This is a genomic window from Mesorhizobium sp. M0028 (assembly GCF_040323855.1).
GTDB lineage: Bacteria > Pseudomonadota > Alphaproteobacteria > Rhizobiales > Rhizobiaceae > Mesorhizobium.
Genome location: NZ_JAMYVG010000004.1, coordinates 23436 through 48480 on the forward strand (window position 1 = coordinate 23436; position 25045 = coordinate 48480).

A 25045-nucleotide genomic window follows, 5' to 3' on the forward strand; every position below is an offset into this window, starting at 1 on the left:
GGCAGGCGATTCCTGGACTGCGTCGGCCGGATTGCTCCCGGCGCCCATCTACTCCAAACGACCATGACGTCCCTTGTCGTGGGCGCTGCGGGCCTGTTTGATACCGAAGACCTCAGATTCCGGATGTCAAGATCAGCCCTTGATCCAGGCCGGGTCGCGAAAATTGTCCCATGTGGCACCGATGCCTGCATCGACCGGAATGGCAGCGCCTGTAATGCCATTGGCTATGGGCGAGGCGACGAACGCAATCGCCGCTGCGATGTCACGCGGTGTCAGCACCCGGCCGAGCGGATGCCGCTCGGCGTAGGAGGCGAGGATCTCGTCACCATTCGGCAGCGCTGCCAGCCGTCCGGCCAGCAGCGGCGTATGGGTCACGCTCGGGCAGACGCAATTGACCGTGACCCGGTCCCGCGCCAGGTCGAGCGCCGCCGCGCGGGCAAGGTTGAGCAGCGCTCCCTTCGACACGCAGTAGGAGAACATGCCGTGCTCGGCCTGCAGCCCATCGAGGCTGGAGAGCAGCACGATGGCGCCGCTCTTTTGCTTGCGCATGCCCTTGGCCGCCTCGCGCACCACCAGGAATGAGCCTCGCACGTTGACGCCCATCACCTGCTCGAAATCCTCGACCGAGGTCTCGAACACCGGCCCGCCGACGCCGAGCACGCCGGCACAGGCCACGGCGACATCGATTTCGCCAAGCTGCTTGCGCGTCGCCGCAAAGGCATCGGCGACGGTCTTCTCATGACCGGCATCGCCTTCGAAGGCGATCGCTTTCCGACCGATGTGCTTGACCTGCCTGGCGGTGTCTGCAGCAGCGCCCGCGGTCCAGTCGAGGATGGCGACATCGGCGCCGAGATCGGCCAGTGTCAGCGCCGTCTCGCGGCCTATGCCCGAGCCGCCGCCGGTGATGAAGGCGACCTTGCCTTGATAGGAAAGTCCGGGAAACGGTTCGCGCGGGCTCATGCGCCCGCCTCCGCTGCCATTTTGATCGTGCCTTTGTAGGTCGGGGCGCCGCCGCCCGGCACTTTCAGCCGCCACAGGCGCCCGGCATAGGACGGTTTGTCGCTCGATGCCAGCACGCTGGCGTCGGTCACCCACAGCGTCTCGCCATCGAAGGCGAGATTGGTCGGCGCGCCGCCGCACTTGATGAAGCCCTTGATGGCGCCGTCGCGGGCGACGACATGGATGCCGCCGCCGACCAGATCCGTGACCAGCAGCGAACCGTCGGCGGCGATCGTCATGCCGTCGAGGATCGGGTTATCCCCCGGCATGCGGCCGAGATCCTCGATGCTGCCGTCGCCCTTCAGTCGCCTGACACGGCCGGTGTAAGATTCGTCCCAGACGATCGAGCCGTCGGCCTCGACGACGATGCCGTTCGGAAACACCGGTTCTGGGAAGGCCACCTTGATTGTCGCCTTGCCGTCCGGTGCCAGCGCAAAAATGTAGCTCGGGGCGGGACTGGCGGGATTATAGGTGCCGGGGTCGGTCCAGACCAGCGTACCATCCGGCGCAAAGACCAGATCGTTCGGGCCATTGAGTTTGACGCCCTCGACCTCGGTCACCAGAATTTCCGGCCCGGCGCCCGGCCGCACCCGCTGGATCGATGGCACGGTCATCTCAGGCGCGCGCCACGGACCGACGGTGCCGCCGTTCTGGCAGACATAGAGCGCGCCGTCGGAGCCAAGCACGCAGGAGTTCGGCGCGCCTGTGACATAGGCGAATTGCCTTGCCTTGTCGTCCTTGCCGACAATGGTCAGCTGGCTGCGGTAGCTTTCGACGAAGACCAGGCTGCCGTCCGGCATCACGGTCGGCCCTTCCGGCCATCCGAGATTGTCCGTCACCAGTTCCGGCGAAAGATCGTTCTTCATTTCACGGCCCCCGCGGTTAGTCCGCGCACGATGTAGCGCTGGACGAAAAGCGAGAAGAGGAGGATCGGGATGACGGTGACGACGCCGACCGTCGCGGCGATGTTCCAGTCGATCGGTCGCTGCGCGCTGACCAGGGTCGCGGCACCCAGCGATATGGTCTGGAAGGCACGGCTGTCGATGACGTAGAGTGCGACCAGGAACTCGTTCCAGATGAACAGCGCGCCGAACAGCGCTGCCGTCACCAGGCCCGGCCGCACGATCGGCAGCATGACGTGCCACAGCACACCGACGCGCGTGCAGCCGTCGATCATCGCCGCTTCATCGATCTCGCTCGGGATTTCGTCGAAGAAGCCGATCATGATCCACACCACGAGCGGCAGCGAAAAGGCGATATAGGGCAGGACCAGGCCCGGATAACTGTCCTGCAGGCCGGCCGTCTTGACCATCAGAAACAGCGGAATGGCGACAGCGATCGGCGGCATGAAGCGCATCGACAGGATGGTGCTTGCCAGCTGCTCGCTATGCTTGAAGCGCAGCCTTGAAAACGCATAGGCCGCCGGCGTGCCGATCAGAATCGCGGCTGCGGTTGCGATGCCGACCACGATGATGGAGTTGAGGGTGAAGGCCAGCATCCCCTGGCTGAACAGCACCTCATTGTAGTTCTTGACGATCTGCGTCCAGTTGAGGTTGAGCGTCGGTGGCACCTGCGCCAGGATCTCGATGCGCTTCTTGGTCGACAGCACCGCCAGATAGAGGAAGGGCGCGGCGCCGAAGATGCCGAGCACAATGAGGAAGAGGTAGGCGATGACCCGGCCCGGGCGGATACTCATCGCGAGTTCCCGGGCCGGATCTGGACGTATCTGAGCATCACTGTCGTGCCGACGGCGAGGATCAGAAGCATCATGTAGGCGACCGCCGCGGCATAGCCGTAATTCTGGAACTGGAAGCCGTTCTGGAACGAGAAAAAGGACAGCGTCGTCGTGCTGCGCGCTGGCCCGCCATAGCTCAGCCCGTAGATCAGGTCGAACGAACGGAAAGCATCGACGGCGCGGAACACGGCGGCGAAGACGATGGCCGGCGTCAGCATCGGCAGCGTGATGCGCCGGAAGGTGACGAATGGGCCGGCGCCGTCGACCTGGGCGGCTTCGAAGACGTCCTGCGACAGCGCCTGCAGGCGCGCAAAGACGATGATGAAGACGAATGGCGTCCATTGCCAGCAGTCGACGAGGATCACCGTGACCATCGACATGCCGACCGAGCCCAGCCAGTCGGGTGGCGTCAGTCCGATCTGCTTTATCGCCCAGTTGACCAGCCCCCAGTCCGGATTGAGCAGGGCGCGCCACATCACCCCGACGATGATCGGCGTCATCAGCATCGGCAGCAACAGGATGCCGCGCACGATCCAGGCGCCCTTCAGCTGCAGGTTGAAGAACATCGCCAGTGCGACGCCGAGCACGACCTGGATGGAAACCGAGAAAAACACCATGATGGCGCTGTTCATGGCGGCGTTCCAAAACAGCGGATCGACCAGCAGGGCACGGTAATTGGCGAGGCCGACGAAATTGCCGGTGCCGGTCGCGGCGGTCAAATCTGTAAGCGACAGGCGCAGGCTGTGGAACAGCGGATAAATGCTGAAGACGATCAGGTAAAGCAGGCACGGGCCGAGGAGCAGCCACACGGCTCTCCCCGGCTCGTCACGTGTGCCGAAGACGAATTTCGTCTGGGTGGCGGCGGTTGTCGCAAGGCTCATCGAAAATCACATCCACAGCGATCCGCGCGGGCACCGATCAGGCAAGGTGGCCTGCCTTCCGCAAGATCGCCTCCCACTGGGTCTGCACTTTTTCACAGGCAGTCTTGGCATCTTGCGTGCCGATCAGCGCCGCGTTGAACTCGACGTTCATGACATCGTTGAGTTGAAAGAATTCCGGGATCAGCGACGTCGGTATGGTGTCGGCCGTCTCGATCGCCGTCAGCGCGTCCTTGAGGTAGGGGAACTTCGCCACCAGCTCGGGATCTGTGAAAGCCGAGGTGCGGTTCGCATCGATGTTGTATTTCTCGATGGAATAGCGGTTCACCGCCTTGCTGGTGATCCAGGTCAGCGCCAGCCAGGCGGCGTCCTTCTTCGCCGGGTCGATATTCTTCGGGATGCCGACCCCCCAGCCGCCTTGGATTGCCCGCGGCGACTTGCCGTCGCCGGAAGGAACCGGGGTGGTCGCGGTGGTCTCGGCGACCATGGAATTCTCGCTGTTCAGGATCGGCCCGGCAATTGTAGACCAGAAGATCATCTGCGCGATCTTGCCGGTGGAGAAGCCGTCGACGTTTTCGGCAAAGCCGTATTTGGTCACATTCTTCGGCGCATAGGGCAGCAGGTCGATCAGCATCTGCAAGGCGCCGATGCCTTCCTTGGAATTGACCTGCGGCTTAAAATTCTTCTCCTTGGCGCTGCCGGTCATCAGCACGCCGCCAGTGGTGATGAAGCGAGTGTACCAGTCGACCGCGGCGAGCGAGAAATCGTTGGCGCCGATGAAGGAGCAACCGGCCACGTCGTCGGTGTTGAGCTTCTCGGCGGCAGCCTTGAACTCGTCCCAGGTCTTGGCCGGCTGCAGGCCTGCCGCGTCGAACAGGTCCTTGCGATAGAAATAGATGACCGACCCGGAATGCAGGCCGGGTATGCCGTAGACGTCCTTGCCTTTGCCGACCGTGCCGGAGGCCATGTCGAAAATGCCGACATTCTTCATCGCCGCCGGGATGAGATCGGCGAAATCCCAGTCCGGCGGCGTTTTTGCGGGATCGTCGATATAGGCGTTGAGCTGCTCGTAATAGCCGCCGCCAACCTGCTGGGTCGTCAGGAACCCAAGATACTCGATCAATTCGAACGAGGATTTGTCTGCCTTGAGGTTCTGCAATGTCTTTTCGATCAGCGCGCCGAGTGCCGGCGAGGTGATCTCCAGTTCCATGCCGGTCTCCTCGACGAATTTCGGCAGCATGTCGGCGAGCGCGCGATGGTCGTTCTCATCGCCGGTCATCAGGATGTTGATTTTGGTGCCGGCGAACTTCTTCATGTCGAAACCGGCGGCGTAGAGCGGCACGGTGCCGCCAAGTCCTCCAAACGCCGTTGCCAGGCCCAGCATGCCGGCGCGCTGCATCAGGTCGCGGCGCGTCAGGCCGCCTGTATCCACGGCGGCGTTTTCGCCGGGCCGCGGGTGATCCGTCTGCTCTTTTCCGCTCATGTCTCACTCCCCAGTTTCTTCTTTGTTCTGCCGACGGGACTGCATCGGTCCGGACGGCAGATTGCATCCGGCGATCTAAATAGTCAATCGATTGCTTAATGATCGCTCAAACGATTGCTTGAACAAACACGTCGTGTTATCGATGCCGTGCTCTATGGGTGAAAATTGTCTCGGGCGCAGGCGCTTGACAGCTGTCGCGCACGGCCTCTACACGCTGGCAAACAACAATGTGCCAGGCGACTGAATGGCGGCCTTCCAGCGCATCCGAAGCCCGAACCGACAGGGAGGTCGTCGATGAGCCTGGGAAGCGTTGTCGTGACAGGTGCGGGCGACGGCATAGGACGCGCCATAGCGATCCGATTGGCCGCCGACGGCTGGAATGTCGTCGGCCTCGAACTTGACCGGGCGGCAGCCGAGGCGCTTGGCAAGACGCTTGGCAACGGCCATCATGCGGTGTGCGGCGACGCATCCGACCGCTCGGTGCTGAAAGCCGCCCGCGAGGCGGCGGAACAACTCGCGCCGTTGCGCGGATGGGTCAACAATGTCGGCATCGCCTTGATGGGCAATCTGCATGAACCCAATGAGCCCGAGGTCGAGCGTTTGTTCGCCGTCAACCTGATGTCGCATTTCTGGGGCTCGTCCGAAGCCATCCGGACGTGGGTTCGAGACCGGGCGACCGGTTCGATCGTCAATGTCTCCTCGGTGCATGGCCGCTCGGCCTTCAACATGTGGGCGGCCTATGATGTGGCCAAGGCCGGCATCGATGCGCTGACCCGCTATATCGCGGTCGAATACGGGCCGATCGGCATCCGCGCCAATGCGGTCGCGCCCGGCGCCGTCCGTACGGCGCTGGTGCAACGCGTGATCCGCGACAGCCCCGACAGCGCGGTGGCTGAAAAGGAAATGTCGATTCAGCATCCGCTCGAGCGCATCGGCGAGCCGGAGGAGATCGCGGCCGCCGTCTCGTGGCTGATTTCGTCCGAGGCCTCGTTCGTCACCGGCCAGTCGCTGGCCGTCGATGGCGGCTTGACCTCGCGCTGCTACCGCTATGCGCCCGACGCGCAACTGCTCGCCATGTACGGAAAGGGCTGAAGCCTTTGAAGCCAATCAGCCCGCCGGGGCGCGCCACGCTGAAGGACATTGCCCGCACTGTCGGCGTCGACGTTTCCACCGTTTCCAAGGTGCTCAACGACGGCGGCATCAGCGTGCGGCCGCAGACGCGCCAAGCAATCATCGACGAGGCAAGCCGGGTCAACTATCGCCCACATGCGCTTGCTCGCAACCTGCGCACCCAGCGCACCGGCGCACTCGGCATTCTGCTGCCCGACCTCACCAATCCAATCTATGCCGAGACGGTGCATGGTGCGATGCGCCAGGCCGAACGGTCCGGCTACGTCATGCTCATTGCCGAGGTTGCGGACGAGCGCACCTCCGCCGCCGCCTATATGCGGTTGGTCAGCGAACGCCGCATCGACGGGCTGATCATCGCCGTCAGCGCCGAAACCAGCGAGATGATCGCTGCCATCGAGAACAATCCGGTGCCGCACGTCTTCGTCAACCGCCGTTCCAGCATCGGCCGCAGCGTCACCGTCGACGACCAGGCTTCGGGACGGCTTGCCGCGCAGACCCTGATCGAGGCCGGCCATCGGCGCCTCGGCTTCATCGGCGCGTTGCCCGAACTCGACACCTCGCGACGCCGGCGCCATGGCTTCGTCGAAGTCTGCCAGGCTGCCGGCCTGCCGGCCGTCGTCGAAATCGCCGGCCCGGTCTCGCGCCGCGGTGGCTACGATGCCTTGCACAGGCTGCTCGATGAGGCGCAACGCCCGACCGGCGTCTTCGCCTTCAACATGCTGGTCGGCATCGGTGCGCTGGCGGCGGCCCGTGTGCGCGGCGTGCGCGTGCCGGACGATCTTTCGGTGGTCACGCTCGACGGCGAGGACGCCATCTTTACCGCGCCGCCGCTGACCGCCATCATTACCCCGCTCGCCGAAATGGGCGCGCGCGCCGTAGTCGAGCTCGAAGCCATGATCCAGGGGCGCGAACCGCAGGATGTCGTCATCGATATCCCGCCGAAGCTGGTTTACCGCGAATCCGTGGCGCCGCCGCCTCGCTAAAGCGGTTCATCGTTTCACGGAAACGCCGAACCGCTCTATCTCTTTGTTTCTACGCAATTCCGGACGGAAAACCGTTTCACACCTTTCCTGGAATTGCGCTAAAGCTTCGCGGCTCAAGCCGTCGCCGGACCGGCGACGATGCCGCGGTCGTGCAGGCTTCCGATCTCGCCGTCGCTCAACCCCAGTTCGGTCAGGATCTCGTCGGTGTGCTCGCCAAGTACGGGCGCGCGGACTGCAGGAAGCCGTTCCACCGAGGAGAAATCCAGTGGCGAAGTCGGGGTCAGCAGCGATCCGAGACCGGGGTGATCGACCTTTGCGAACATCGGGTTGTCCGTCGAGCAGCGCGGATCCTCGACCAACAATTGCCGGAATGTCTGGTAAGGCCCCCACGAGACGCCGGATGCCGTGAAGATGCGCCGCACGTCGGCGAAGCTCCGTGCCGAAAACCACGGCGCCAGTAGGGCGGCGATCGCCTCGCGCGCCGCATAACGCCCGCCTTCGCTGTCGAGGTCGGCGCCGCTTGTTGCCGCGAGCTTTGCCGTGTCCAGCCCGGTCGCCTGCAGCAGTACGGCCCATTGCCGGCCGGTCAGCGCCATCACCATGACGCGGCGGTCGTCGGCGGTGAGGAAATCCCGCCCGAACGCACCATAGAGATAGTTGCCGTCCTTTTCGGCACTGCCTCCAAGTTCGGCCTGCGCCAGCCGACCGAGATTGCCGATCATGGCCAGCGCTACGTCCGATAGCGCCAGTTTCACCAATGACCCGTTGCCGGTGCGGCTGCGGTGGCGGTCGGCGGCAAGCACGCCCACCGCCGCCATCTCGCCCATCGCGATGTCCCAGGCCGGCAGCACGCTATTGGTAGGCTCCGTGGCGCCGCGCGCGCCGGTGATTTCGGCAAAGCCGGTTGCCGCGTTGACGGTATAGTCGACCTCGCTGGTTCCATCATTGTTGCCGGTCAGCGCGATCATGATGACGTCGTTGCGCCGGTGCTTCAGGGCCTCGTAGGAGAGGGCGCCGCGCGCCGCAAAATTGGTCAGGAAGATGCCGTTGCCCGGCCCCGGTCTCGCGATCAGACTGGCCACGACGTCCTGCCCTTCGGGCGACTGCAGGTTGATCTGGATCGAACGCTTGCCCTTGTTCATGCCGGCCCAGAACAGGCTCTGGCCGTTGTCCGCCACTGGCCACCGGCCATGGTCGAGCCCACCGCCGATCTGGTCGTAGCGGATCACGTCGGCCCCCAATTGTGCCAGCGTCATGCCGCCGAGCGGTGCCGCCACGAAGGCCGAGCCCTCGACGATGCTAAGGCCGGCGAGAATGCCGCCGCTCATGCGAACAGCCCCACTGATCGCCAGTCGAGCACGTCGGAAATCCCGCCATCGGAAGCGGTCGCCCGCACCAGTGAGCGCAAATGCACCAGCCCACCGCCGCCGGGCAGAGGCTCGCAGTGCCCGATGCCGATTTCGGAGTGCAGCGTGTCGCCCTCGTGCACCGGCCCCAGATGATCGCAGTCCTGCCAGCCCAAAAAGGTGACCAGCGACGGCAGTGCACGGGTCAACTGTGCCGCTGCCAGCCCGATCGTATGGCCGCCATAGACGAGGCGCTGCCCCGTCTGGGTGCGGTCATGGTGGATCGTCGCCAGGTTCATCGTCAGCCGCGCCAGCTCCGGCGCGCTGCTCACCACATCGCCGCCGGCAAGGCGATGGATGGTGCCGGCGCTGAGATCGTTGAAATGCGGGCCAGGCACCGCCTTGCGGTAAACGTCGAGGTTCCATCCGCCGATCGCCGCCGGCGCTCCCGTGAACTCGGATCGCGGCGGATCGGTTTCGCCCTGCGCGGCACCATCCCCTGCCTGTCTGGCCGGTAGTAGCGCGCACCGGCAGAAATCGAGTACCGGTCGGTCCTCCTGATCGCTGGTGGCGATCCGCATGGTGACCAGGCCGCGCGACGCACGCCCCGGCCTGGCGGCGGCGGACCGCAGCCCGATGATGGTGGTGACGGTCTTCAAACTGTCGCCGATCGCCGGCGCCCGGCGAAAGATCAGACCGCGGTAGAAGAGGTTGGCGATCGCCCGCTGCGTCACCAGCGTCGACTGGCCGATCGCCACGTCCCAGACCAGCGCCGGCGCGGCAAAAGGCTGCTTTAGTCCGGTCACGGATGCCGACAGTGCCGCATCGAAGGCCAGCCTCAGCCTGCCGCCGACGATTGCATGGTGGGCAGCGGCAAGGCCATCGCTCAGCCGCATCACCGGCGCTCCGTCGAAGCGGTCGCCGATGCGGAGATCCTCGTAGAACGGACCGTCGATGCCTGTTGCGGGGGGAGACGTGATCACGCTGCTGAACCTTCGTCAGCTTCGGCCCGGATCAGAAGGATGCGCTGCCAGCGGCCGCACCACCACCTTCAGCCAGGGGTAGAACGGCAGCGACGCGATCGCCTCATGCAGCGCGGTCGCGTCCGGCGCCTCCCAGATGCCGAAATTCGCCCATCGGCCCGGCTGACGCCACAGCCGGCGCACGATGCCGGCCGCGGCCAGTTCCTTGGCGCGACGGCCTTCTGCCGCGATCAGCTCCGCCTTTTGCAGGGGGTCGCCGTCGGGCGGGAAATTTACCTCTATTTCGACCAGAAATTCCATCTCTGGTCCCCTCCAGCCGAATGGGCGCCGACATGCGCCAGGATTTCGCCGAGATCCGGCGCCGGTGAGTCCAGCACCTCCATTGTCGCCCGCTCCACGGCATCGCTTATGTCGGCCTTAAGCTGGTCGAGACCGCCCGGCGCCAATATTTTTTCGCCGGCCAGCCGCTCTGCCAGGATGTCGATCGGGTCACGCTTCAGCCAGGCATCGAGCTCGCCGGCCGGCCGATAGGTCGCCGGGTCCGAACGTGAATGGCCGGAATAGCGATAGGTCTTCATTTCGATCAGTGTCGGCCCTTCGCCGCGGCGGGCGCGGGCGACGGCGGTCGCCATCGCCTCCGCCACCTTGTCGACATCCTGCCCGTCGGCGACGACGCCCGGCATATTGTAGCTCGCTGCACGTATGGCGATGTCCTCGACCGGGGTCGACAGCTGGATACGGGTGTATTCGCCGTAGAGATTGTTCTCGCAGACGAAGACCACCGGCAGCTTGCGGATCGCCGCGAAATTGAGCGACTCGTGGAAGGCGCCGATATTGGCCGAGCCGTCGCCGAAAATGGATACGGCGATGCGGTCCTTGCCGCGGGCGCGTGCCGCCATCGCCGCGCCGCAGGCGATCGGCAGGCCGGCGCCGACAATGGCGGCGGTCGGCAGCAGCCCGACCTCTGGCTCGACCAGATGCATGGAACCGCCGAGGCCACCGGCGCAACCGATGACGCGGCCGCAGATCTCGCCGATAACCGCCGTTGGCGACACGCCGAGCGCCAACGCGTGGCCATGGCCGCGATAGGTGCAGGTCACGATGTCGTCGGGATCGATCGAGCGCGCGATGCCGACCGAGACGGCCTCCTGTCCACAGGCAAGATGTGTGCTGCCGCGGACATGTCCTTCGGCGAAGAGTTTCTGGATGCGCTCCTCGACCGCGCGGATCTCGACCATGCGCGTGAGCTGCTCCAGCCTGTTCTTCAAGGCCTCGCGCCGCACGATCGGCACATTCGAATTGGAGAGCGTCATGCTGCGTTCCTCCACCACGGCAGGGGTGGCTTGTTGGTCGAGACAAGCGTCGCGATCTGCTCGGCCACATAGGCTGGGCTCGGCAGGAAACGGGCTTCCAGCGCGCCGCTATAAGGTACGGGCGCTTCGGGAAGAGTGATACGATGCGGCGGCGCCTTCAGCCGGCCGAACGCTTCGATGGCGATCGACGAGACGACATCGCCGCCCCAGCCGCTGCCGGCCGGCGCCTCCTCGAGTGTCACTAGGCGGCCTGTGCGCGCAACCGATTCGGCAACACTCCGGCGGTCCCATGGCCACAGCGTCAGAAGGTCGACGACCTCGATATTGGCGTGGCTGGTTTCCGCTGCCGCGAGCGCCACCCGCCGCATCGCGCCGCAGGTGACGAGCGTCACGTCGCTGCCGGGCCGCGCGATCTCGGCCTGGCCGAGCGGAATGCGGTAGTTGCGGTCGAATTCGTATTCCTCGCGCTCGGCGTAAAGCACACGCGGTTCGAGCACCACCACCGGATCCGGATCTTCGATCGCCGACCGCAGCAGGCCATAGGTCGTGCGTGCATTGCTGGTCACCGCGACCTTGAGGCCGGGCGTGCCGCGGAACCAGTGGTCGAGCATCTGCGAATGCTGGCAGCCAAACCCCTGGCCGGCGCCGGCTGACGCGCGCACGACGAGCGGCGTCGTCAGCCGGCCGCGCGACAGATAGCGCATCGTTGCCGCCTGCGTCGTCAACTGGTCGAGCGCGACGCCGATGAATTCGATGAACATCATCTCGACCACCGGCTTCAGGCCGCAGACGGCAGCACCGACCGCGGCACCCATGAACGCCATTTCCGAAATCGGTGTGTCGATCACCCGTTCGGGGCCGTGCGTGGCAAGCAGCCCCTCGGTCACCTTGAACGGACCGCCGGCGGCGGCGATGTCTTCACCCATGACGATGACGCTGGGGTCATCCGTCATTGCATCGTCAAGCGCCCGCAGAACCGCTTGCCGTATCCAGATTTTAGCCAAGGTTCAGACCTCCCAATGCACTGCTCGGATCGTCGATAGCGTCGGCGAAATCATCGCAGCGGAAAAGATTTGGAAACGTTTTTATCGGCACTGGCGTCATTCCGGTTTGTAGCTGCCGAAGGCTTGGGCACTTTCGATGAGCTCGACGCGGAAGCCGTCCGGGTCGATCAGGTAAACCGCCTTGCCGCCCTTGTTCGGCCCGATCGTCGGTGTCACCGGCGGCGACACGGATTTGACGCCCATCGCCGTCAGTTTTTCGTAGAACGACATGAGGTCATCGACGTTGAAGGCGATGTGGCCATTGCCGACATTGCCGTTATGCATGTCGACGGGAATCTGCTCGACATTGCGGTATTCCAGAAGCTCGAGGCAGACGTCGGTACCGGGCAGGCGCAGGATGGCGCTGTGCAGGTCGACTTCTGGATAGCCGACCAATTCGCCGATATAGGGCGCACGCGGGTTCCATTGGAACGCCAGCTCGAATCCGAGCACGTCGCGATAGAACGCGATCGAGCGGTCGAGCGAGCGCACGGTGAAGCCGGTGTGATGGGCTTTCGTGATCCTGGCCATTCCGTCTGCGCTCCTTTGGTCAGGCGTTCAGATAGCCGTCGTCGCACATGACGACATGGCCGGTGACCAGTTCCGAGGCGTCGCTGGCGAGGAACACCGCCGTGCCGATCAGTTCGCGCGGCAAGCCGAGTCGCGGCCGCGGCATACGCGCCTTGATGAAATCGGCGGTGATCGAGCTTGTCGCTCCCGCCGCCCTGGTCAGCGGCGATTCCATCAGTGTCGGCCCGATGCCGTTGACCCTGACGCCGCGGTCGCGCCACTCGAGCGCCAGTGCGCGGGTGACCTGCAGGACGCCGCCCTTCGACGCGAGATAGGCGCTCGCCCAGGGATAGGCTTTGAACGAGCCGATCGAGGCGATGTTGATGATCGAGCCCTTGTTCTGGCCGAGCATCACTCCGCCAAAGGCCTGGCAGCAGAAATACGTGCCCTTCAGGTTGAGGTCGAGGATGAAGTTGAATTTGTCCTCGGGGAACTCCTCGGCCGGGCTGCGGAAGGCCGAGCCGGCGCTGTTGACCAGTATGTCGACATGCCCGTGACCGCGCTTGACCGCCTCGGCCAAGGCGAAGCACTGGTCGCGCTTGGTGACATCGAGGCTGGCGACCTCGGCTTTGCCACCCTGTTCGGCGATCGTTGCGCGCGTCGCTTCGGCGCCGGCCATGTTGATGTCGGCAACGATGACGGTGACGCCCAATTGCGCGTAGCCGATCGCGATCGCGGCACCCAGCCCGCTGCCGCCGCCGGTGACGACGGCGACGCGGCCGGAGAGGTCGAAGAGGCCCGCTGCATAATTGGCGGGAACGGTCTGGTCGTCGGTCATCGCTATGCCCGTGTCTAGGCCGCTCCACGGCGGCTTTGGTCAGTCGAGAATGTGGTCGGGATCCTGGTGCGGTTGGCTCAGCGCCCATTCCCGGTTGATCATGTCGCCGAAGCCAGGTTTGGCAGGAAGCGGCTTCATCAGCCCGCCCTTGATGATTTCGGGTTGCACCAGGCTGTCCGCATAGGGGTCGACGCCGCTCCACGGCACGCCCCATTCGACCGGCTTGTCGGAAAAGCCCCAGGCGCTGAACACCTGGCTGTGCACATGCGCGAACATGTGCGGACCGAAATCGACGCCCGCGGCAAGGCACTCGTCGATGATGGCGCGGCCGCCGGTAATCCCACCCATGCAGGTCAGGTCGACGCGCACGCGGTCGACGGAGCCGGCCATGATTAGCGCTTCGGGATAGTAGGAGCCGCCCTGTTCGTCGCCTTGCCAGATCGGCATCGGCACGCGTTTGCGCAGTTCGGCGAGCTTCCTGGCGTTTCCCGGCGGGAAGATGTCTTCGATGCAGCCCATATTGAGATCGGCGAGGCGGTTGGCATAGGCGGCAGCCGCGTCGACGTCCGAGAACATCCAGACCAGATCGGTGCCGAGCCAGGCGTCCGGCGCGTTCCTGCGCGCGGCGCGCAGCCGCGCTTCGGATTCATCCAGCGTGACGCCCATTGGCGCCTTGAACCGGCGCCAGCCCGCGGTATAGAGCCCTTTCACCTGCTCGCCGATCTGCTGCGGGTTCATCAGCGCCGGCGGGTAGCCGACGATCGCGGTTGCCGGCATTGGCGCGGTTGTTCCGCCGAGGAACTCGGCGATCGACTTGTCCGCTATCTTTGCTGCCGCGTCCCATGCGGCGAGGTCGACCTGCGACAGCGCGCGCAAGCCGACACCGGCGCTGTGCGAACCGTAGCTGCGCCCCTTGGCTGTCTTGAAGGTCTTCACGCGGTCGCCAACGTCGGTACCGATATAAACTGGGGCGATGCTCTTGCGGATCTGCTCGGCGCAGGCGCCATCCCGCGTCAGCGTGAACGACCAGCCCTCATGGCCGGACTGCGTGCGCAGCCGCACGACCACGAATTCCCTTTGCTTCATCACCCAGTCGCCAAAGATCACCGGCGCCGGCAATTGGCCCTGTATGGCGGCGACCCTGATATCGACGATAGTTGAAGGACCAGGCATTCCATCCCCTCCCAAGGACCCCGGCCGACCCGGGAAAGCGGAGCAACCATAGCCCCGCGAGGCGGTTTGGTCAACCGATTGATCTGGTCTGGTCAAACGATTGACATAGATTCTCGAATTGCCTAGTCTCGCGCCACAATTTCTGGTGCGGGACCGCTTTTGTCGGCAGTCGCCAACGGTGCGAAATGCGCTCCTGCATCGCCCGCGCCTGGCTGCTTGCAGGCCGTTGCGCAGGGAAGGGTGTTGATGGGATCGATCAGCCTGCAGAAGGTCGGCAAGCTCTATGGCGCCGTTTCGGCGGTCCATGGCGTCGACCTTGAGGTCGAGGACGGCGAGTTCGTCGTCTTCGTCGGCCCGTCCGGCTGCGGCAAGTCGACATTATTGCGCATGATCGCTGGGCTGGAATCCATCACCACCGGCAAGATCAGCATCAATGGCAAGGTGATGAACGAGGTGTCGCCGCGCGATCGCGACATTGCCATGGTCTTCCAGAACTATGCGCTCTACCCGCAAATGACGGTGCACGAGAACATCGCCTTCGCGCTGCAGTTGCGTAAATTTGCCAGGGCCGAGATCGACCGCCGCGTCAGCGAAGCGGCGCGCATTCTCGACCTCACCGATCTGCTTGAGCGTAAGCCGCGCGAGCTCTCCGGCGGCCAGCGGCAGCGTGTCGCCATGGGCCGCGCCATTGTGCGCGATCCGGAGGCTTTTTTGCTCGACGAGCCGCTCTCCAATCTTGACGCGAAATTGCGCGTCCAGCTACGCGCCGAGCTCAGCCGCCTGCATGCGCGGCTCGGCGTCACCACAATCCATGTCACCCACGATCAGGTCGAAGCGATGACGCTCGGCAGCCGCGTCGCCGTCTTTTCGCGCGGCGCGCTGCAGCAGTACGACACGCCGCACGCGCTCTATCACGCGCCGTCCAACATTTTCGTTGCCGGTTTCATCGGCAGCCCGGCGATGAATTTCCTGGAGGCAACGGTAGTCGATGCCGGGCGCGGCAAGATGGTCGTGTCCATCGGCGACGGTCGGCTGGTTGTGACACCGAAGTCGGATGCCCACGACCTCCCGGCCGGCAGAACATTGCTGGTCGGCCTCCGGCCGGAGCACCTGTCATGGCGGCCTGCAGGCGAAGCTTCGGCCGGCGGGGGGGCAGCAAGCTGTCTGGCCGCCCGTGTCGAGCTGGTCGAACAGCTCGAACCTGAATCCTTCATCGCGGTGGCTCCAGCCAATCCCCAGGTCGTCATCCGCACCGCTGATGATTATTCGATCGGCACTCCCGCCGATCCGGCCGAGCTGGTGCGCCGGGATGCCCGCCTGATCGTGCTTCGCGTCAGCGCCGACAAGGTGCCGCGCCGCGACACGATGCTGGAACTCGTCATCGATGGTAGCCGCGCGCATCTCTTCGACGGCACCACGGGCAAGGCGCTGTGATGAGAACGCGTGCCGCCTCGAATTTCACCGAAGTCTTTGCGCTCGATCTTGGCGGGGGTCTTGTCGTCTGGCAACGAAGAAGTGGGTGTTTTCAAGCGCCCATCCGCTGTGAGGCCTGGCTGGCAGCCGGCGGACTTCCTTCAATCCTCGCCTTACGGACGGAGAACTGACGATGCGTTCCACACTCAAGATGCCCAAAGTCGGCGATGCCGTCGATGAAGTCGTCATCAGCGAAATCCAGGCCAGCATCGGTGCCAAGATCACCGAGGGGCAAACCCTGTTCACGGTGGAGACCGACAAAACCCAGGTCGAGGTTCCCGCACCCTTCGCCGGAACCGTCATCGAGATATTGATCGCTGTCGGCGATGACGTGAGGACCGGCGCCCCGACCCTGGTGCTCGAGGTCTGACATGCCGAGGGTTCATTCGGCCCGCGACGAAAGGTTTGGCTCGTATCTCGACGACTACGAGATCGGCGACGTGTTCAAGCACTGGCCGGGCAAGACCGTTACCGAGGCCGATGACCACCTGTTTTGCCTGCTGACCATGGCGGCCAGCCCGCTCCACATCGACCGCCATTTCGCCGAGACCGAAATGGCGCAAGGCCGCAATGTCGTCGTCGGCACCTATGTCTACTCGCTGCTTCTCGGCATGAGCGTACCCGACATTTCCGGACGCGCGGTCGCCAATCTCGGCCTCAGCGAGCTGCGCCATCTCGCTCCGTTGTTCCATGGCGATACGCTCTATGGCGAGACCGAAATACTGGCGCAGCGTCCATCCGCCTCCAGGCAGGGCGAGGGGGTTTTGACCGTTCGCACGGATGGGTTCAACCAGGACCGGCTCAAAGTCTGCACATTCACGCGCTCGGTCCTGCTGCCGCTGCGCCCCGGGAAGGACGCGTGATGGACAAGCCGGCTCCGCCAGCGACCAAGACCGTGCCGAAGGCCGAAGCGTCGGGGCCGCTCGACGGCGTCCGCGTCATCGAGCTGGCCACCGTCGTAGCCGGGCCGGGTGCCGGCCGTTATCTTGCTGATTTCGGCGCGGAGGTCATCAAGGTCGAGGGGCCGGGTGGCGACCCGACCCGCCGCATGGGGTGGACCGGTCCGGGGGAAACGGATTCCTATTTCTGGAAACTGGTCAACCGCAACAAGCAGGTCATTGCGCTCGACCTCAAGACCGATACCGGCAAGGAAAATCTCTGGTCGCTGCTGCTCGACGCCAACGTACTGATCGAGAACATGCGGCCGGGCAAGCTCGAGGCGCTGGGTTTTGCGCCGGACGAACTGCTGCGCCGCAATCCCAGGCTGGTGATCCTGCGCATCACCGGTTTCGGCCAGGATGGTCCCTATGCCATGCATCCGGGCTTCGCCACGATTGCCGAGGCGATGAGTGGGTTTTCCGGGCTCCTCGGCGAGGCCGGGGGCCCGCCGCTTCTGCCGCCGATCGCCATGACCGACGAAGTCACCGCCCTTGTCGGCGCCTTTGCGGCACTGGCGGCGCTGCGTCATGCCGAGCGGACAGGCGAAGGCCAGACAGTCGACGTCAATCTGCTCAACTCGATGTTCCAGATCATGGGGCCGTTACCGTCCGCCTATGCCCATCTCGGCTATCTGCAGCCGCGGCTCGGCTCCGGCATCCCCTACACCGTCCCGCGCGGCACCTATCGCTGCGCCGATGGCGTGTGGGTGGCGATTTCGAGCTCGTCCGATTCAGTCGCCCGCCGCGTCCTGGCCTTGATCGGTCACGGTGACGATCCCCGCTTTGCCGGCTTCCAGGCCCGCAGCCAGAACCGCGAGGCATTGGAGGCCTATGTCGCCGCCTGGGTCGCCGGCCGGCCATCCGAGGAGGTGCTGCGCGAGTTCCGCCGCGTCGATGCGGCAATCGCCAAGGTCCTTGACATGAAGGACATCTTTGACGACGAGCATTTCCGCGCCCGCGGTATGATCGCCGAAGTGGACGGCGTGGTGATGCAGAATGTCGTTGCCGGCATGTCGAAGACACCCGGCCGCCTGCGTCATCAGGGCCGTCCGTTCGACGCCGATACCGAGGCGGTGCTCGCCCGCTTCGCTGGGGGTCGGGGAGCCGCAAAGAAGCCGACGCAGAAGACCTGAACCACTTCAGTCCGGCGCGAGATTTCGGCGCAGCAATTTGCCGTTGGCGCTGCGCGGCAGGCTCGGCATGAAGAACACCTGTTTCGGCCGTTTGTAGGCGGCGAGCCTTTGCCCCGCCAGGGCGACGATATCTTCGGCGCTGACGCTGACGCCTGCCTTGCGCACGACATAGGCCGCGATGACCGAGACATCGTCGCGCACCCGGTGTTCGGCAACGGCGATCTCGGCGACGCCGGGGCAGGGCGCAAGCGCTGCCTCGACTTCCAGCGGCGAGACGCGGAAGTCGCCAGCATTCATCATGTCGCGTTCGATTTTCAGTTTCGCGACATGGAAAACCCGGATTCTGGCGGCGACAATACGCGACGTGGCGCGCGTTTCCGGCGTGTCCGTCGGAACCGTTTCACGGAGCTTGAACGCGCCTGAGACTGTCAGGCCGGAGACGTTGGGGAAGGTACGCGCTGCAATCCAGTCGCTCGGCTTCCAGCCCGATTCGCGCGCCCAGAACATGCGCCGTCGAAACACCATGACGGTTGGTTTCGTGATCGACGACATTGCCAATCCCTGGCATGCCAGTTGCTTCAAGGCGGTGGACGCGGAAATGCGCCAGCGCGGCTATTCGCTTTACCTGATGAGCACCAACGGCCGGGCCACCGAGGAGGCGGCGGCGATCGGCATGCTGCAGCATGGGCGGGCCGACGGCATGATCATGACCATCAACAACGAACAGGATGCGCGCACCATCAAGCGCTTGAAGGAGTTGCGGATTCCATCAGTACTGCTCGATCGCGACGTTCCGCTCGAGATCGACGCGGTGCTGACCGAGCACGCCGCCGGGTTACGGCAGGCGACAAGCTATCTGATCGAACTCGGGCACCGTCGCATTGCCATCATCACGGCCGGCAGCGACATCAGGCCGGGCCGTGAACGGGGTGCGCGGCTTCGTCGAGGCGTTCCAGCGCAGCGGCCTGCCGGTGCCGCAGGACCTGATCCGCTCGCAAAGCCTCTCGGTGGACTTCGGTTTCCGCGAGGCCACCGCCCTGTTCCAGATGAAGGAGCGTCCAACCGCCATCATCGCCGCCGGCAACCGCATTCTGGTCGGCGTGCTGCGCGCCATCCAGCAGCAAGGCGTTTCGGTCCCGGGCGATATCTCGCTGATCGGCTGCGACAGGTCGGACGTCGCGCTGCTTTATCCCGGCCCGATCACGCTCATCGACCGGGCCGTCGAGGAGATCGGCCGCACCGCAGCACAGCTTCTGCTGGAGCGGCTCGGCCGCCAGAGCGAGCGGCCGGCGCAACGCATCGCCTTTCCGACCCATCTGATCCTCGGCGGCTCCTGCTTGCCCGTCCCGAAATAGAGGCGGTTCACGGCCTGGTTACTGCCGAATTGGATCGTTCTCTATTCAGATCAGGTCGGCTCTGGCGAGGTCGCGCATCAGATGGCTGGCGCCATAGGTCCAGTGCGGGCAGTCGGGTGACAGCCGCACGCGGTTGACCAAGGCGCCGAACTTGTCCGACGAGATGGTGACGATGTCGCTGACCTTGTGGGTAAAACCCTTGCCTTTTTCGCCGCGATCCTTCGACGGCACGAACATCGTGCCGAGATAGAGCGCGAGCCCGTCCGGGTACTGGTGGTGCGGCCCCATGGCGGCTGCGACCAGCTCTTCCGGCGAACGGCTGATCTCGGCCATCGAACTGGCGCCCTCCAGCGAGAACCCGTCCTCGCCCTCGACCTTCAGCCGTACGACCGCCTTCTTCACGTCGCCGATGGAAAATGTCTCGTCGAACAGCCGGATAAAGGGGCCAAGTGCTGCCGAAGCGTTGTTGTCCTTGGCTTTGCCGAGCAGGAGCGCCGAGCGTCCCTCGACGTCGCGCAGATTGACGTCGTTGCCGATCGTCGCCCCGACAATCCTGCCGCTGCTGGCGGCAATCATGGCGATCTCCGGCTCCGGATTGTTCCATGTCGAAACCGGATGCAGGCCAACATCGGCGCCGAAGCCGACCGAGGCCATCGGCTGGCATTTGGTGAAGATCTCGGCATCGGGCCCGATGCCGACTTCCAGATATTGCGACCAGGCGCCGCGCGCGATCAGCTTGGCCTTGATCTCCATCGCTTCCGGCGAGCCGGGTTTGAGCTTCGACAGATCGTGGCCGATCAGCCCGGCGATGTCGGCTCGAATGGCGTCCGCCTTCTCCGCCGAGCCGCGCGCCTGTTCCTCGATGACGCGCTCGAGCAGGCTGACGACAAAGGTAACGCCAGACGCCTTGATCGCCTGCAGGTCGACGGGGGACAGTAGGTACGGCGTTCCCGGATCGCGCGCTGTCTCGAAACTGTTGGCGGCAATGGCTTCGAGCGGGCCGATCGGCCGCCCCTTGGCCGAGCGGACGTGTCCTGCCGGATCCGGCAATTCGCAAATGTCGCGTACGGTCGGTGCCACATTTGACGTGATGTCGAAGACCGTGCCGTCGCGCACCGTGACCACCAGCGGATGGGAAGCATCGCTCGTCCGGGCGCGGCCTACGAAGAGGCCCTCGGCGGGCAAATGTGTGGCGTTCGTCATGACTTACGTTTCCTGTTGTCTTGTCCTTGGGCCGCGGCACTTTCAACAAATTCCCGCCAAACGTCTATCCCGCTTCCAGGGTGAGCTTTGTCAATTCTTTCCAGCGGTCTTCGCATCGCTGGACCTTGATCGAGCCTGACGTGCGCCAATGGCCATGGAAAACGCTCTTTCAAAATAATGAAATCGTCGCTAGGGTTTTCACTTACTGAAATCTCCAGGTGACGCTTGCGCTTACGGTTTTCCGATCCAATCTGGCAAAAGCCGCGGACAGCAACCGCGTTCCAGTCGCTTTTTCCAGCCGGCCGACGCGTCGATGTCGTCATCGTCGGCGGCGGCATCATGGGGCTGTCGACGGCCTTGCACGCCGCCCGGCTCGGTCTTGCCGTCCAGGTGCTGGACGCCGGCGAAATCGGCAATGGCGCATCCGGCCTGAACGGCGGTCAGGTCATTCCCGGCCTGAAATACGATCCGGACTGGCTGCTGGAGCATTTTGGTCTGGAGCGCGGCGAAGCGCTCGTCAACTTTGCCGCCTCGACCGCTGACACCGTCTTCGAATTGATCCGCGACGAAGGACTGGCGGTGCCGTTCGTCCGTAATGGCTGGATCCAGGCGGCGCATACCGGGACCGCGCTAAAAGCGGCGGCAAACCGGGATCGGCAGTGGCGCGCCCGCGGCGCCGATGTCCGGCTGCTGAGCGCGACGGAGATTGCGACGATGACCGGCGCGCAAGGCTATCTCGGCGGCTGGCTCGATCGCCGCGCCGGTGTCATCGATCCGCTCGCCTACACGTCGGAACTGGCGCGCGTCGCTGCCGCGGCGGGCGTGAAGATCGCCGAACGCCAGAACGTGATGCAGATCAGCAAGGATGCTGGCATTTGGCACGTTTCGGCGGAAAGCGGCGCCGAACTGAAGGCCAAGGTGGTCGTTCTGGCGACCAACGCCTATACCGGCGGCCTGCTCCCCGGCCTCGCCGAGACGATCGTTCCGCTGCATTCCTTCCAGATCGCGACAGCGCCGCTATCGTCCAATCTCGCTGCGGCGATCCTGCCGGAAGGGCAGGCGGTTTCGGATTCGCGCCGCATCCTCGTCTATTACCGCAAGAGTGCCGACGGCCGGCTGGTGCTCGGCGGGCGCGGCCGCATGGCTTTGCCGAACGGCCCGGCCGACTGGGCGCATCTTGAACGCGCTCTGCTGCGGCTTTATCCGGCGCTGTCAGACATTGCCATTGAAAAGCGGTGGTTCGGCAGGGTGGCAATGACGCCGGACCATCTCCCGCATATCCACGAGCCAGAGAAGGGTCTCCTGGCGGTCGTCGGCTGCCAGGGCCGCGGCATCGGCCTGATGACCGCGCTTGGCGAGCGCATCGCCTCCTATCTGTCGAGCGGCGACACCAGGCAATTGCCGTTCCCGATATCGCCGATCCGGCCGATCCCTTTTCACGCGTTTCGGCAGGTCGGCGTTGCCGCGACCATCGCCTGGTACCGGATGCTGGACGCGTTCGAACGCTGACTTTCATTCCCAAGCGTGAAACAGCTTGACAGTTTCACCAATATGAAAAAAGCTTAGTCGATTTCAAATTTCGACGGACAGTCAATGTCGACCATTGCCGCAACGCAGCCGCTGCCGGAAACCCGGTCTTCGCCAGGCTTCCGTTTCGCTATGCTGCTGCCCGGCGGGCTGGTCACCTTTCTGCTGATCCTTTTCGCCCTTGGCTTGGTGTTCTTCCTTGCCTTCCGCGGCAATGACGGCTCGCTGCTGGGGGCTGGTTTTACCCTTGCGAATTTCGTCACTGTGGCCACCGATCCACTGTACTGGACGGTGACGCTGCGCTCGCTGGGCATCGCCGGCCTGGTCACGCTCGCAACCGTCGTCACCGCCTATCCCGTCGCCTATTATCTGGCTTTCCATGCCGGGCGGCGGCGTGGGCTGCTGCTGTTCCTGCTGACCCTGCCGTTCTGGACCAGCTATCTCCTGCGCGTCTTCGCCTGGAAGATAGTGCTTGCCTATAATGGCGTGCTGAACTCGGCGCTGATTGAAAGCGGCATCTGGTCGGAGCCGACATTGGCGTTCTTGAATACGCCGGCAGCAGTCGTCGTCACGCTCGCCCACGCTTATGCGCCATTCGCTATCCTGCCCATCTACGTGGCGCTAGACACGATCCCGAAATCGCTGCTCGAAGCCGCTTCCGATCTCGGCGCAAAACCGTTCACCAGCTTCCGCCGCGTCGTGCTGCCCAATTCGATGCCTGGCGTGCTGGCTGCGGCCCTCGTCGTTTTTGTGCCGACCGTCGGCGACTACGTCACCCCGGCGCTGGTCGGCGGCCCTGCCAGCACGATGATCGGCACACTGATCCAGGCCGAGTTCGGCAAGGCCAATGACTGGCCGTTCGGCGCCGCACTCGCCGTCGCCGTCATGCTGGTCATTCTCGCCGTGGTGCTGGTGGTGCGCTTCGCCGACCGCCGATACAGCAGCCGCACATGAACGGGACGCGTATCGATGCAAGGCAGGGCGGCGGCTGGCTCGGTGCCTATGTCCTTGCCTATCTGGTGTTCCTGTATTTGCCGATATTGCTGATCCCGCTGTTTTCCTTCAACAATTCCGTCCAGGCGGCATTTCCCCTGCAAGGCTTTACGCTTGAATGGTACGGCACGCTGTTAGGCAATTCGGCGCTGTCCGGTGCGCTCGCCAACAGCCTCGTCATCGGCGCCATTGCCGCCACCGGCGCCACGCTCTGTGGCATCACGGTGTCCTATATGGACCTCTACGGACGCTCGCCGCTGGCCGCCACCATCAGTGCCATAGCGCGGCTGCCGATCCTGATCCCAGGCGTCATCGTCGGCATATCGCTGCTCATCCTGGTCAACCTCGCCGGCTTTGGGCCGTCGCGCATTGCCATTGTGCTCGGCCACATATTGGTGGCGCTGCCGGCGACGGTGGTGGTCATGCGCAGCCGCTTCGCCGTCATTCCGAAGACCATCCGTGAGGCAGCACTCGACCTGGGCGCCTCCGACTGGACGACCTTCAGGCGGGTGATGCTGCCACTCAGCCTGCCCGCCATTATTTCGGCGTTCATGCTGGCCTTCCTGAGCTCGTTCGACGAGTTCATCGTCGCCTTCTTCCTTGCCGGCACCGAGCCGACGCTGCCGCTTTATATCTGGAGCCAGCTGCGCTTCCCAAAATCGCTGCCGACCGTCATGGCGCTGGGCACGGCGATCCTGGCCGTGTCCTTCGTCACCGCCGCACTCGCCGAAATCCTGCGCCATCGCGGGCTCGCTGCCACCCGGCGGTCAGCGCCCGCCAGCCTGTCAAAACCAGAAGAAACCGAAAGAGGAGAACTGCAATGGCATTCGACCTGAAATCGATAACGACAAAGGCAGCGAAAACCGGACTGGCCGCCTTCGCACTGGCGCTTGCGTCGACTGTCGCCTTTGCCGGCGACAAGCTGCAATATTTCACCTGGTCGGGCTATGAGCTGCCCGACTTCAACAAGAGCTTCCTCGCCGTGCACCCCGATGGTGTCGAAGCCTCGATGTTCGGCGACGACGATGACGCCTTCACCAAGGTCAAGGCCGGCTTCCGCCCCGATGTCGCGCACCCATGCTATGACAAGGTGGCGCGCTGGAACAAGGAAGGCCTGCTGCAGCCGATCGACACCAAGCGCATCAAGAACTGGGATTCGATCTTCCCGGTCTTCAAGAACCTGCCCGACCTGCAGGCCGGCGACGGCAAGGTCTGGATGGTGCCGTGGGACTGGGGCAACACCTCGATTCTCTACCGCACCGATCTGGTGAAGAACCCGGAAGCGAGCTGGAACCTGCTCTGGGACAAGCAATATGCCGGGCGCATGGCGACCATCGATGCCGTCCACGATACTCCGGTGGTGGCGGCCCTTCTTGCCGGCGTCAATCCATTCGACATGACGGCGGAACAGATGGACAAGGTTGCGGAGAAACTGCGCGAGCAGCGCCCGCTGCTCTCGAACTACACCACCGACATGACATCGGTTGAACAGGCGCTGGCGAGCGGGCAGTTGGTCGCCGCCATGACCTGGAACGCATCGGCCACGTCGCTGAAGAAGCAAGGCGTGCCTGTCGAGTTCATGAAGCCGAAGGAAGGCATGCTTACCTGGGCTTGTGGTTTCGTCATGCTCAAGGATGCAAAGAACGTCGACCTCGCCTATGACTTCATCAACAGCCGGCTGGAAACGGACTCAGGCAAATACCTGATCCAGGCCTACGGCTATGGCAGCTCGACCAGGTCGGCTTTCGCTGCCGTGCCGAAGGAGGAGCTGGAGAAATTGCAGCTGCCGTCCGATCCGGAAGTGATGCTGAAGACCACCATCTTCACCGGGCCGATGAAACAGAATGATGAACTCGCCAAGATGTTCGAGAAGGTCAAGGCGGGCGGCTGAGCCTGCTTCTTCCTTCTCCCCTTGGGGAGAAGGTGTCGCCGAAGGCGACGGATGAGGGGTGTTCCAGATGGCACCGACGGCACTCCGCCCAACACCCCTCATCCGTTTCGGCGCTTC

26 protein-coding genes and 1 pseudogene are annotated in these 25045 nt (G+C 64.2%); 12 read left to right on the top strand and 15 right to left on the bottom strand.

Going from position 1 to position 25045, the window contains the following annotated elements:
- Window positions 1–132 precede the first annotated feature (132 nt).
- The 5 genes from NKJ93_RS10490 to NKJ93_RS10510 are packed head-to-tail and all read right to left on the bottom strand — an operon-like array spanning window position 133 to window position 5095.
- Window positions 133–960 (bottom strand): SDR family NAD(P)-dependent oxidoreductase, encoded by an 828-nt coding sequence (locus NKJ93_RS10490; RefSeq protein WP_352588911.1) that lies wholly within the window; start codon window positions 958–960, stop codon window positions 133–135.
- On the bottom strand, window positions 957–1865 hold the full coding sequence (locus tag NKJ93_RS10495) for an SMP-30/gluconolactonase/LRE family protein (protein ID WP_352588914.1): 909 nt from the start codon (window positions 1863–1865) through the stop codon (window positions 957–959). Before NKJ93_RS10495 ends, NKJ93_RS10490 begins: the two co-directional genes overlap by 4 nt.
- Window positions 1862–2695, bottom strand: coding sequence for a carbohydrate ABC transporter permease (locus NKJ93_RS10500; RefSeq protein ID WP_352588917.1), 834 nt, complete (start codon window positions 2693–2695; stop codon window positions 1862–1864). Before NKJ93_RS10500 ends, NKJ93_RS10495 begins: the two co-directional genes overlap by 4 nt.
- Window positions 2692–3615 (bottom strand): carbohydrate ABC transporter permease, encoded by a 924-nt coding sequence (locus NKJ93_RS10505; RefSeq protein WP_352484091.1) that lies wholly within the window; start codon window positions 3613–3615, stop codon window positions 2692–2694. Before NKJ93_RS10505 ends, NKJ93_RS10500 begins: the two co-directional genes overlap by 4 nt.
- A 37-nt stretch (window positions 3616–3652) precedes the next feature.
- The gene (locus NKJ93_RS10510; RefSeq protein WP_352494002.1) at window positions 3653–5095 is read right to left on the bottom strand and encodes an extracellular solute-binding protein; all 1443 of its coding nucleotides are present in this window, start codon (window positions 5093–5095) and stop codon (window positions 3653–3655) included.
- Between the two features lie 294 nt (window positions 5096–5389).
- Here NKJ93_RS10510 and NKJ93_RS10515 point away from each other — a divergent pair, with 294 nt between their 5' ends.
- Both NKJ93_RS10515 and NKJ93_RS10520 read left to right on the top strand, forming a co-directional pair.
- Window positions 5390–6187, top strand: a complete 798-nt coding sequence (locus NKJ93_RS10515; protein ID WP_023716813.1) for an SDR family NAD(P)-dependent oxidoreductase — start codon at window positions 5390–5392, stop codon at window positions 6185–6187.
- Between the two features lie 5 nt (window positions 6188–6192).
- Window positions 6193–7209: a LacI family DNA-binding transcriptional regulator gene (locus NKJ93_RS10520; RefSeq protein ID WP_352484090.1), complete on the top strand. Its 1017-nt coding sequence runs from the start codon at window positions 6193–6195 to the stop codon at window positions 7207–7209.
- A 113-nt stretch (window positions 7210–7322) separates the two neighbouring features.
- On the opposite strand, the gene NKJ93_RS10525 is transcribed toward NKJ93_RS10520, so the two are convergent.
- The 8 genes from NKJ93_RS10525 to NKJ93_RS10560 all read right to left on the bottom strand — a co-directional run bounded on the left by NKJ93_RS10525 (window position 7323) and on the right by NKJ93_RS10560 (window position 14415).
- Entirely contained in the window at window positions 7323–8537 is a 1215-nt protein-coding gene (locus NKJ93_RS10525; RefSeq protein WP_352588920.1) for a CoA transferase, read from the bottom strand.
- A complete protein-coding gene (locus NKJ93_RS10530) occupies window positions 8534–9538 on the bottom strand; it encodes a MaoC family dehydratase (RefSeq protein WP_352588923.1) in 1005 nt (334 codons plus the stop codon). Before NKJ93_RS10530 ends, NKJ93_RS10525 begins: the two co-directional genes overlap by 4 nt.
- A 15-nt stretch (window positions 9539–9553) precedes the next feature.
- Entirely contained in the window at window positions 9554–9838 is a 285-nt protein-coding gene (locus NKJ93_RS10535; protein ID WP_352494005.1) for a muconolactone Delta-isomerase family protein, read from the bottom strand.
- The gene (locus NKJ93_RS10540; RefSeq protein ID WP_352494006.1) at window positions 9817–10851 is read right to left on the bottom strand and encodes a thiamine pyrophosphate-dependent dehydrogenase E1 component subunit alpha; all 1035 of its coding nucleotides are present in this window, start codon (window positions 10849–10851) and stop codon (window positions 9817–9819) included. Before NKJ93_RS10540 ends, NKJ93_RS10535 begins: the two co-directional genes overlap by 22 nt.
- Window positions 10848–11855: an alpha-ketoacid dehydrogenase subunit beta gene (locus NKJ93_RS10545; RefSeq protein ID WP_352588926.1), complete on the bottom strand. Its 1008-nt coding sequence runs from the start codon at window positions 11853–11855 to the stop codon at window positions 10848–10850. Before NKJ93_RS10545 ends, NKJ93_RS10540 begins: the two co-directional genes overlap by 4 nt.
- 96 nt (window positions 11856–11951) lie before the next feature.
- Entirely contained in the window at window positions 11952–12425 is a 474-nt protein-coding gene (locus NKJ93_RS10550) for a VOC family protein (protein WP_352588929.1), read from the bottom strand.
- 19 nt (window positions 12426–12444) lie between these two features.
- Window positions 12445–13242, bottom strand: coding sequence for an SDR family NAD(P)-dependent oxidoreductase (locus NKJ93_RS10555; RefSeq protein ID WP_352494009.1), 798 nt, complete (start codon window positions 13240–13242; stop codon window positions 12445–12447).
- Window positions 13243–13281: 39 nt separating this feature from the next.
- Window positions 13282–14415 carry an enolase C-terminal domain-like protein gene (locus NKJ93_RS10560; RefSeq protein ID WP_352588932.1) on the bottom strand — a complete coding sequence of 378 codons (1134 nt, stop codon included), beginning with the start codon at window positions 14413–14415 and terminating at the stop codon, window positions 13282–13284.
- Between the two features lie 246 nt (window positions 14416–14661).
- Here NKJ93_RS10560 and NKJ93_RS10565 point away from each other — a divergent pair, with 246 nt between their 5' ends.
- From NKJ93_RS10565 to NKJ93_RS10580, 4 genes are all read left to right on the top strand, one after another.
- Window positions 14662–15849: an ABC transporter ATP-binding protein gene (locus tag NKJ93_RS10565; RefSeq protein ID WP_352588935.1), complete on the top strand. Its 1188-nt coding sequence runs from the start codon at window positions 14662–14664 to the stop codon at window positions 15847–15849.
- Between the two features lie 172 nt (window positions 15850–16021).
- A complete protein-coding gene (locus NKJ93_RS10570; protein ID WP_023716824.1) occupies window positions 16022–16258 on the top strand; it encodes a biotin/lipoyl-containing protein in 237 nt (78 codons plus the stop codon).
- A 1-nt stretch (window position 16259) separates the two neighbouring features.
- Window positions 16260–16751 (top strand): MaoC family dehydratase, encoded by a 492-nt coding sequence (locus NKJ93_RS10575; protein WP_023716825.1) that lies wholly within the window; start codon window positions 16260–16262, stop codon window positions 16749–16751.
- Window positions 16751–17959, top strand: coding sequence for a CaiB/BaiF CoA transferase family protein (locus tag NKJ93_RS10580; protein WP_352588938.1), 1209 nt, complete (start codon window positions 16751–16753; stop codon window positions 17957–17959). The genes NKJ93_RS10575 and NKJ93_RS10580 overlap by 1 nt, the downstream gene beginning before the upstream one ends.
- A 6-nt stretch (window positions 17960–17965) precedes the next feature.
- On the opposite strand, the gene NKJ93_RS10585 is transcribed toward NKJ93_RS10580, so the two are convergent.
- On the bottom strand, window positions 17966–18259 hold the full coding sequence (locus NKJ93_RS10585; RefSeq protein ID WP_084642413.1) for an AMP-binding enzyme: 294 nt from the start codon (window positions 18257–18259) through the stop codon (window positions 17966–17968).
- Here NKJ93_RS10585 and NKJ93_RS10590 point away from each other — a divergent pair.
- Window positions 18258–18794, top strand: a pseudogene (locus NKJ93_RS10590) (LacI family DNA-binding transcriptional regulator); the annotation flags it as partial. The gene NKJ93_RS10585 and the pseudogene NKJ93_RS10590 sit on opposite strands and share 2 nt — an antisense overlap.
- Window positions 18795–18879: 85 nt before the next feature.
- A complete protein-coding gene (locus NKJ93_RS10595; protein ID WP_352494013.1) occupies window positions 18880–19314 on the top strand; it encodes a substrate-binding domain-containing protein in 435 nt (144 codons plus the stop codon).
- Between the two features lie 45 nt (window positions 19315–19359).
- Here the strand turns inward: NKJ93_RS10595 and NKJ93_RS10600 are convergent, their stop codons facing one another.
- The gene (locus NKJ93_RS10600) at window positions 19360–20517 is read right to left on the bottom strand and encodes a fumarylacetoacetate hydrolase family protein (RefSeq protein ID WP_352588941.1); all 1158 of its coding nucleotides are present in this window, start codon (window positions 20515–20517) and stop codon (window positions 19360–19362) included.
- A gap of 225 nt (window positions 20518–20742) precedes the next feature.
- On the opposite strand from NKJ93_RS10600, the gene NKJ93_RS10605 reads away from it, so the two are divergent.
- From NKJ93_RS10605 to NKJ93_RS10620, 4 genes are all read left to right on the top strand, one after another.
- Window positions 20743–22026, top strand: a complete 1284-nt coding sequence (locus tag NKJ93_RS10605) for an NAD(P)/FAD-dependent oxidoreductase (RefSeq protein WP_352588943.1) — start codon at window positions 20743–20745, stop codon at window positions 22024–22026.
- 84 nt (window positions 22027–22110) lie between these two features.
- Complete coding sequence (locus NKJ93_RS10610) at window positions 22111–22998, top strand: ABC transporter permease (RefSeq protein ID WP_352548697.1); 888 nt, start codon at window positions 22111–22113, stop codon at window positions 22996–22998.
- Window positions 22995–23873 carry an ABC transporter permease gene (locus NKJ93_RS10615; protein WP_352548695.1) on the top strand — a complete coding sequence of 293 codons (879 nt, stop codon included), beginning with the start codon at window positions 22995–22997 and terminating at the stop codon, window positions 23871–23873. The genes NKJ93_RS10610 and NKJ93_RS10615 overlap by 4 nt, the downstream gene beginning before the upstream one ends.
- Window positions 23858–24928 (top strand): ABC transporter substrate-binding protein, encoded by a 1071-nt coding sequence (locus NKJ93_RS10620; protein ID WP_352588946.1) that lies wholly within the window; start codon window positions 23858–23860, stop codon window positions 24926–24928. Before NKJ93_RS10615 ends, NKJ93_RS10620 begins: the two co-directional genes overlap by 16 nt.
- The last annotated feature ends 117 nt before the right edge of the window (window positions 24929–25045 follow it).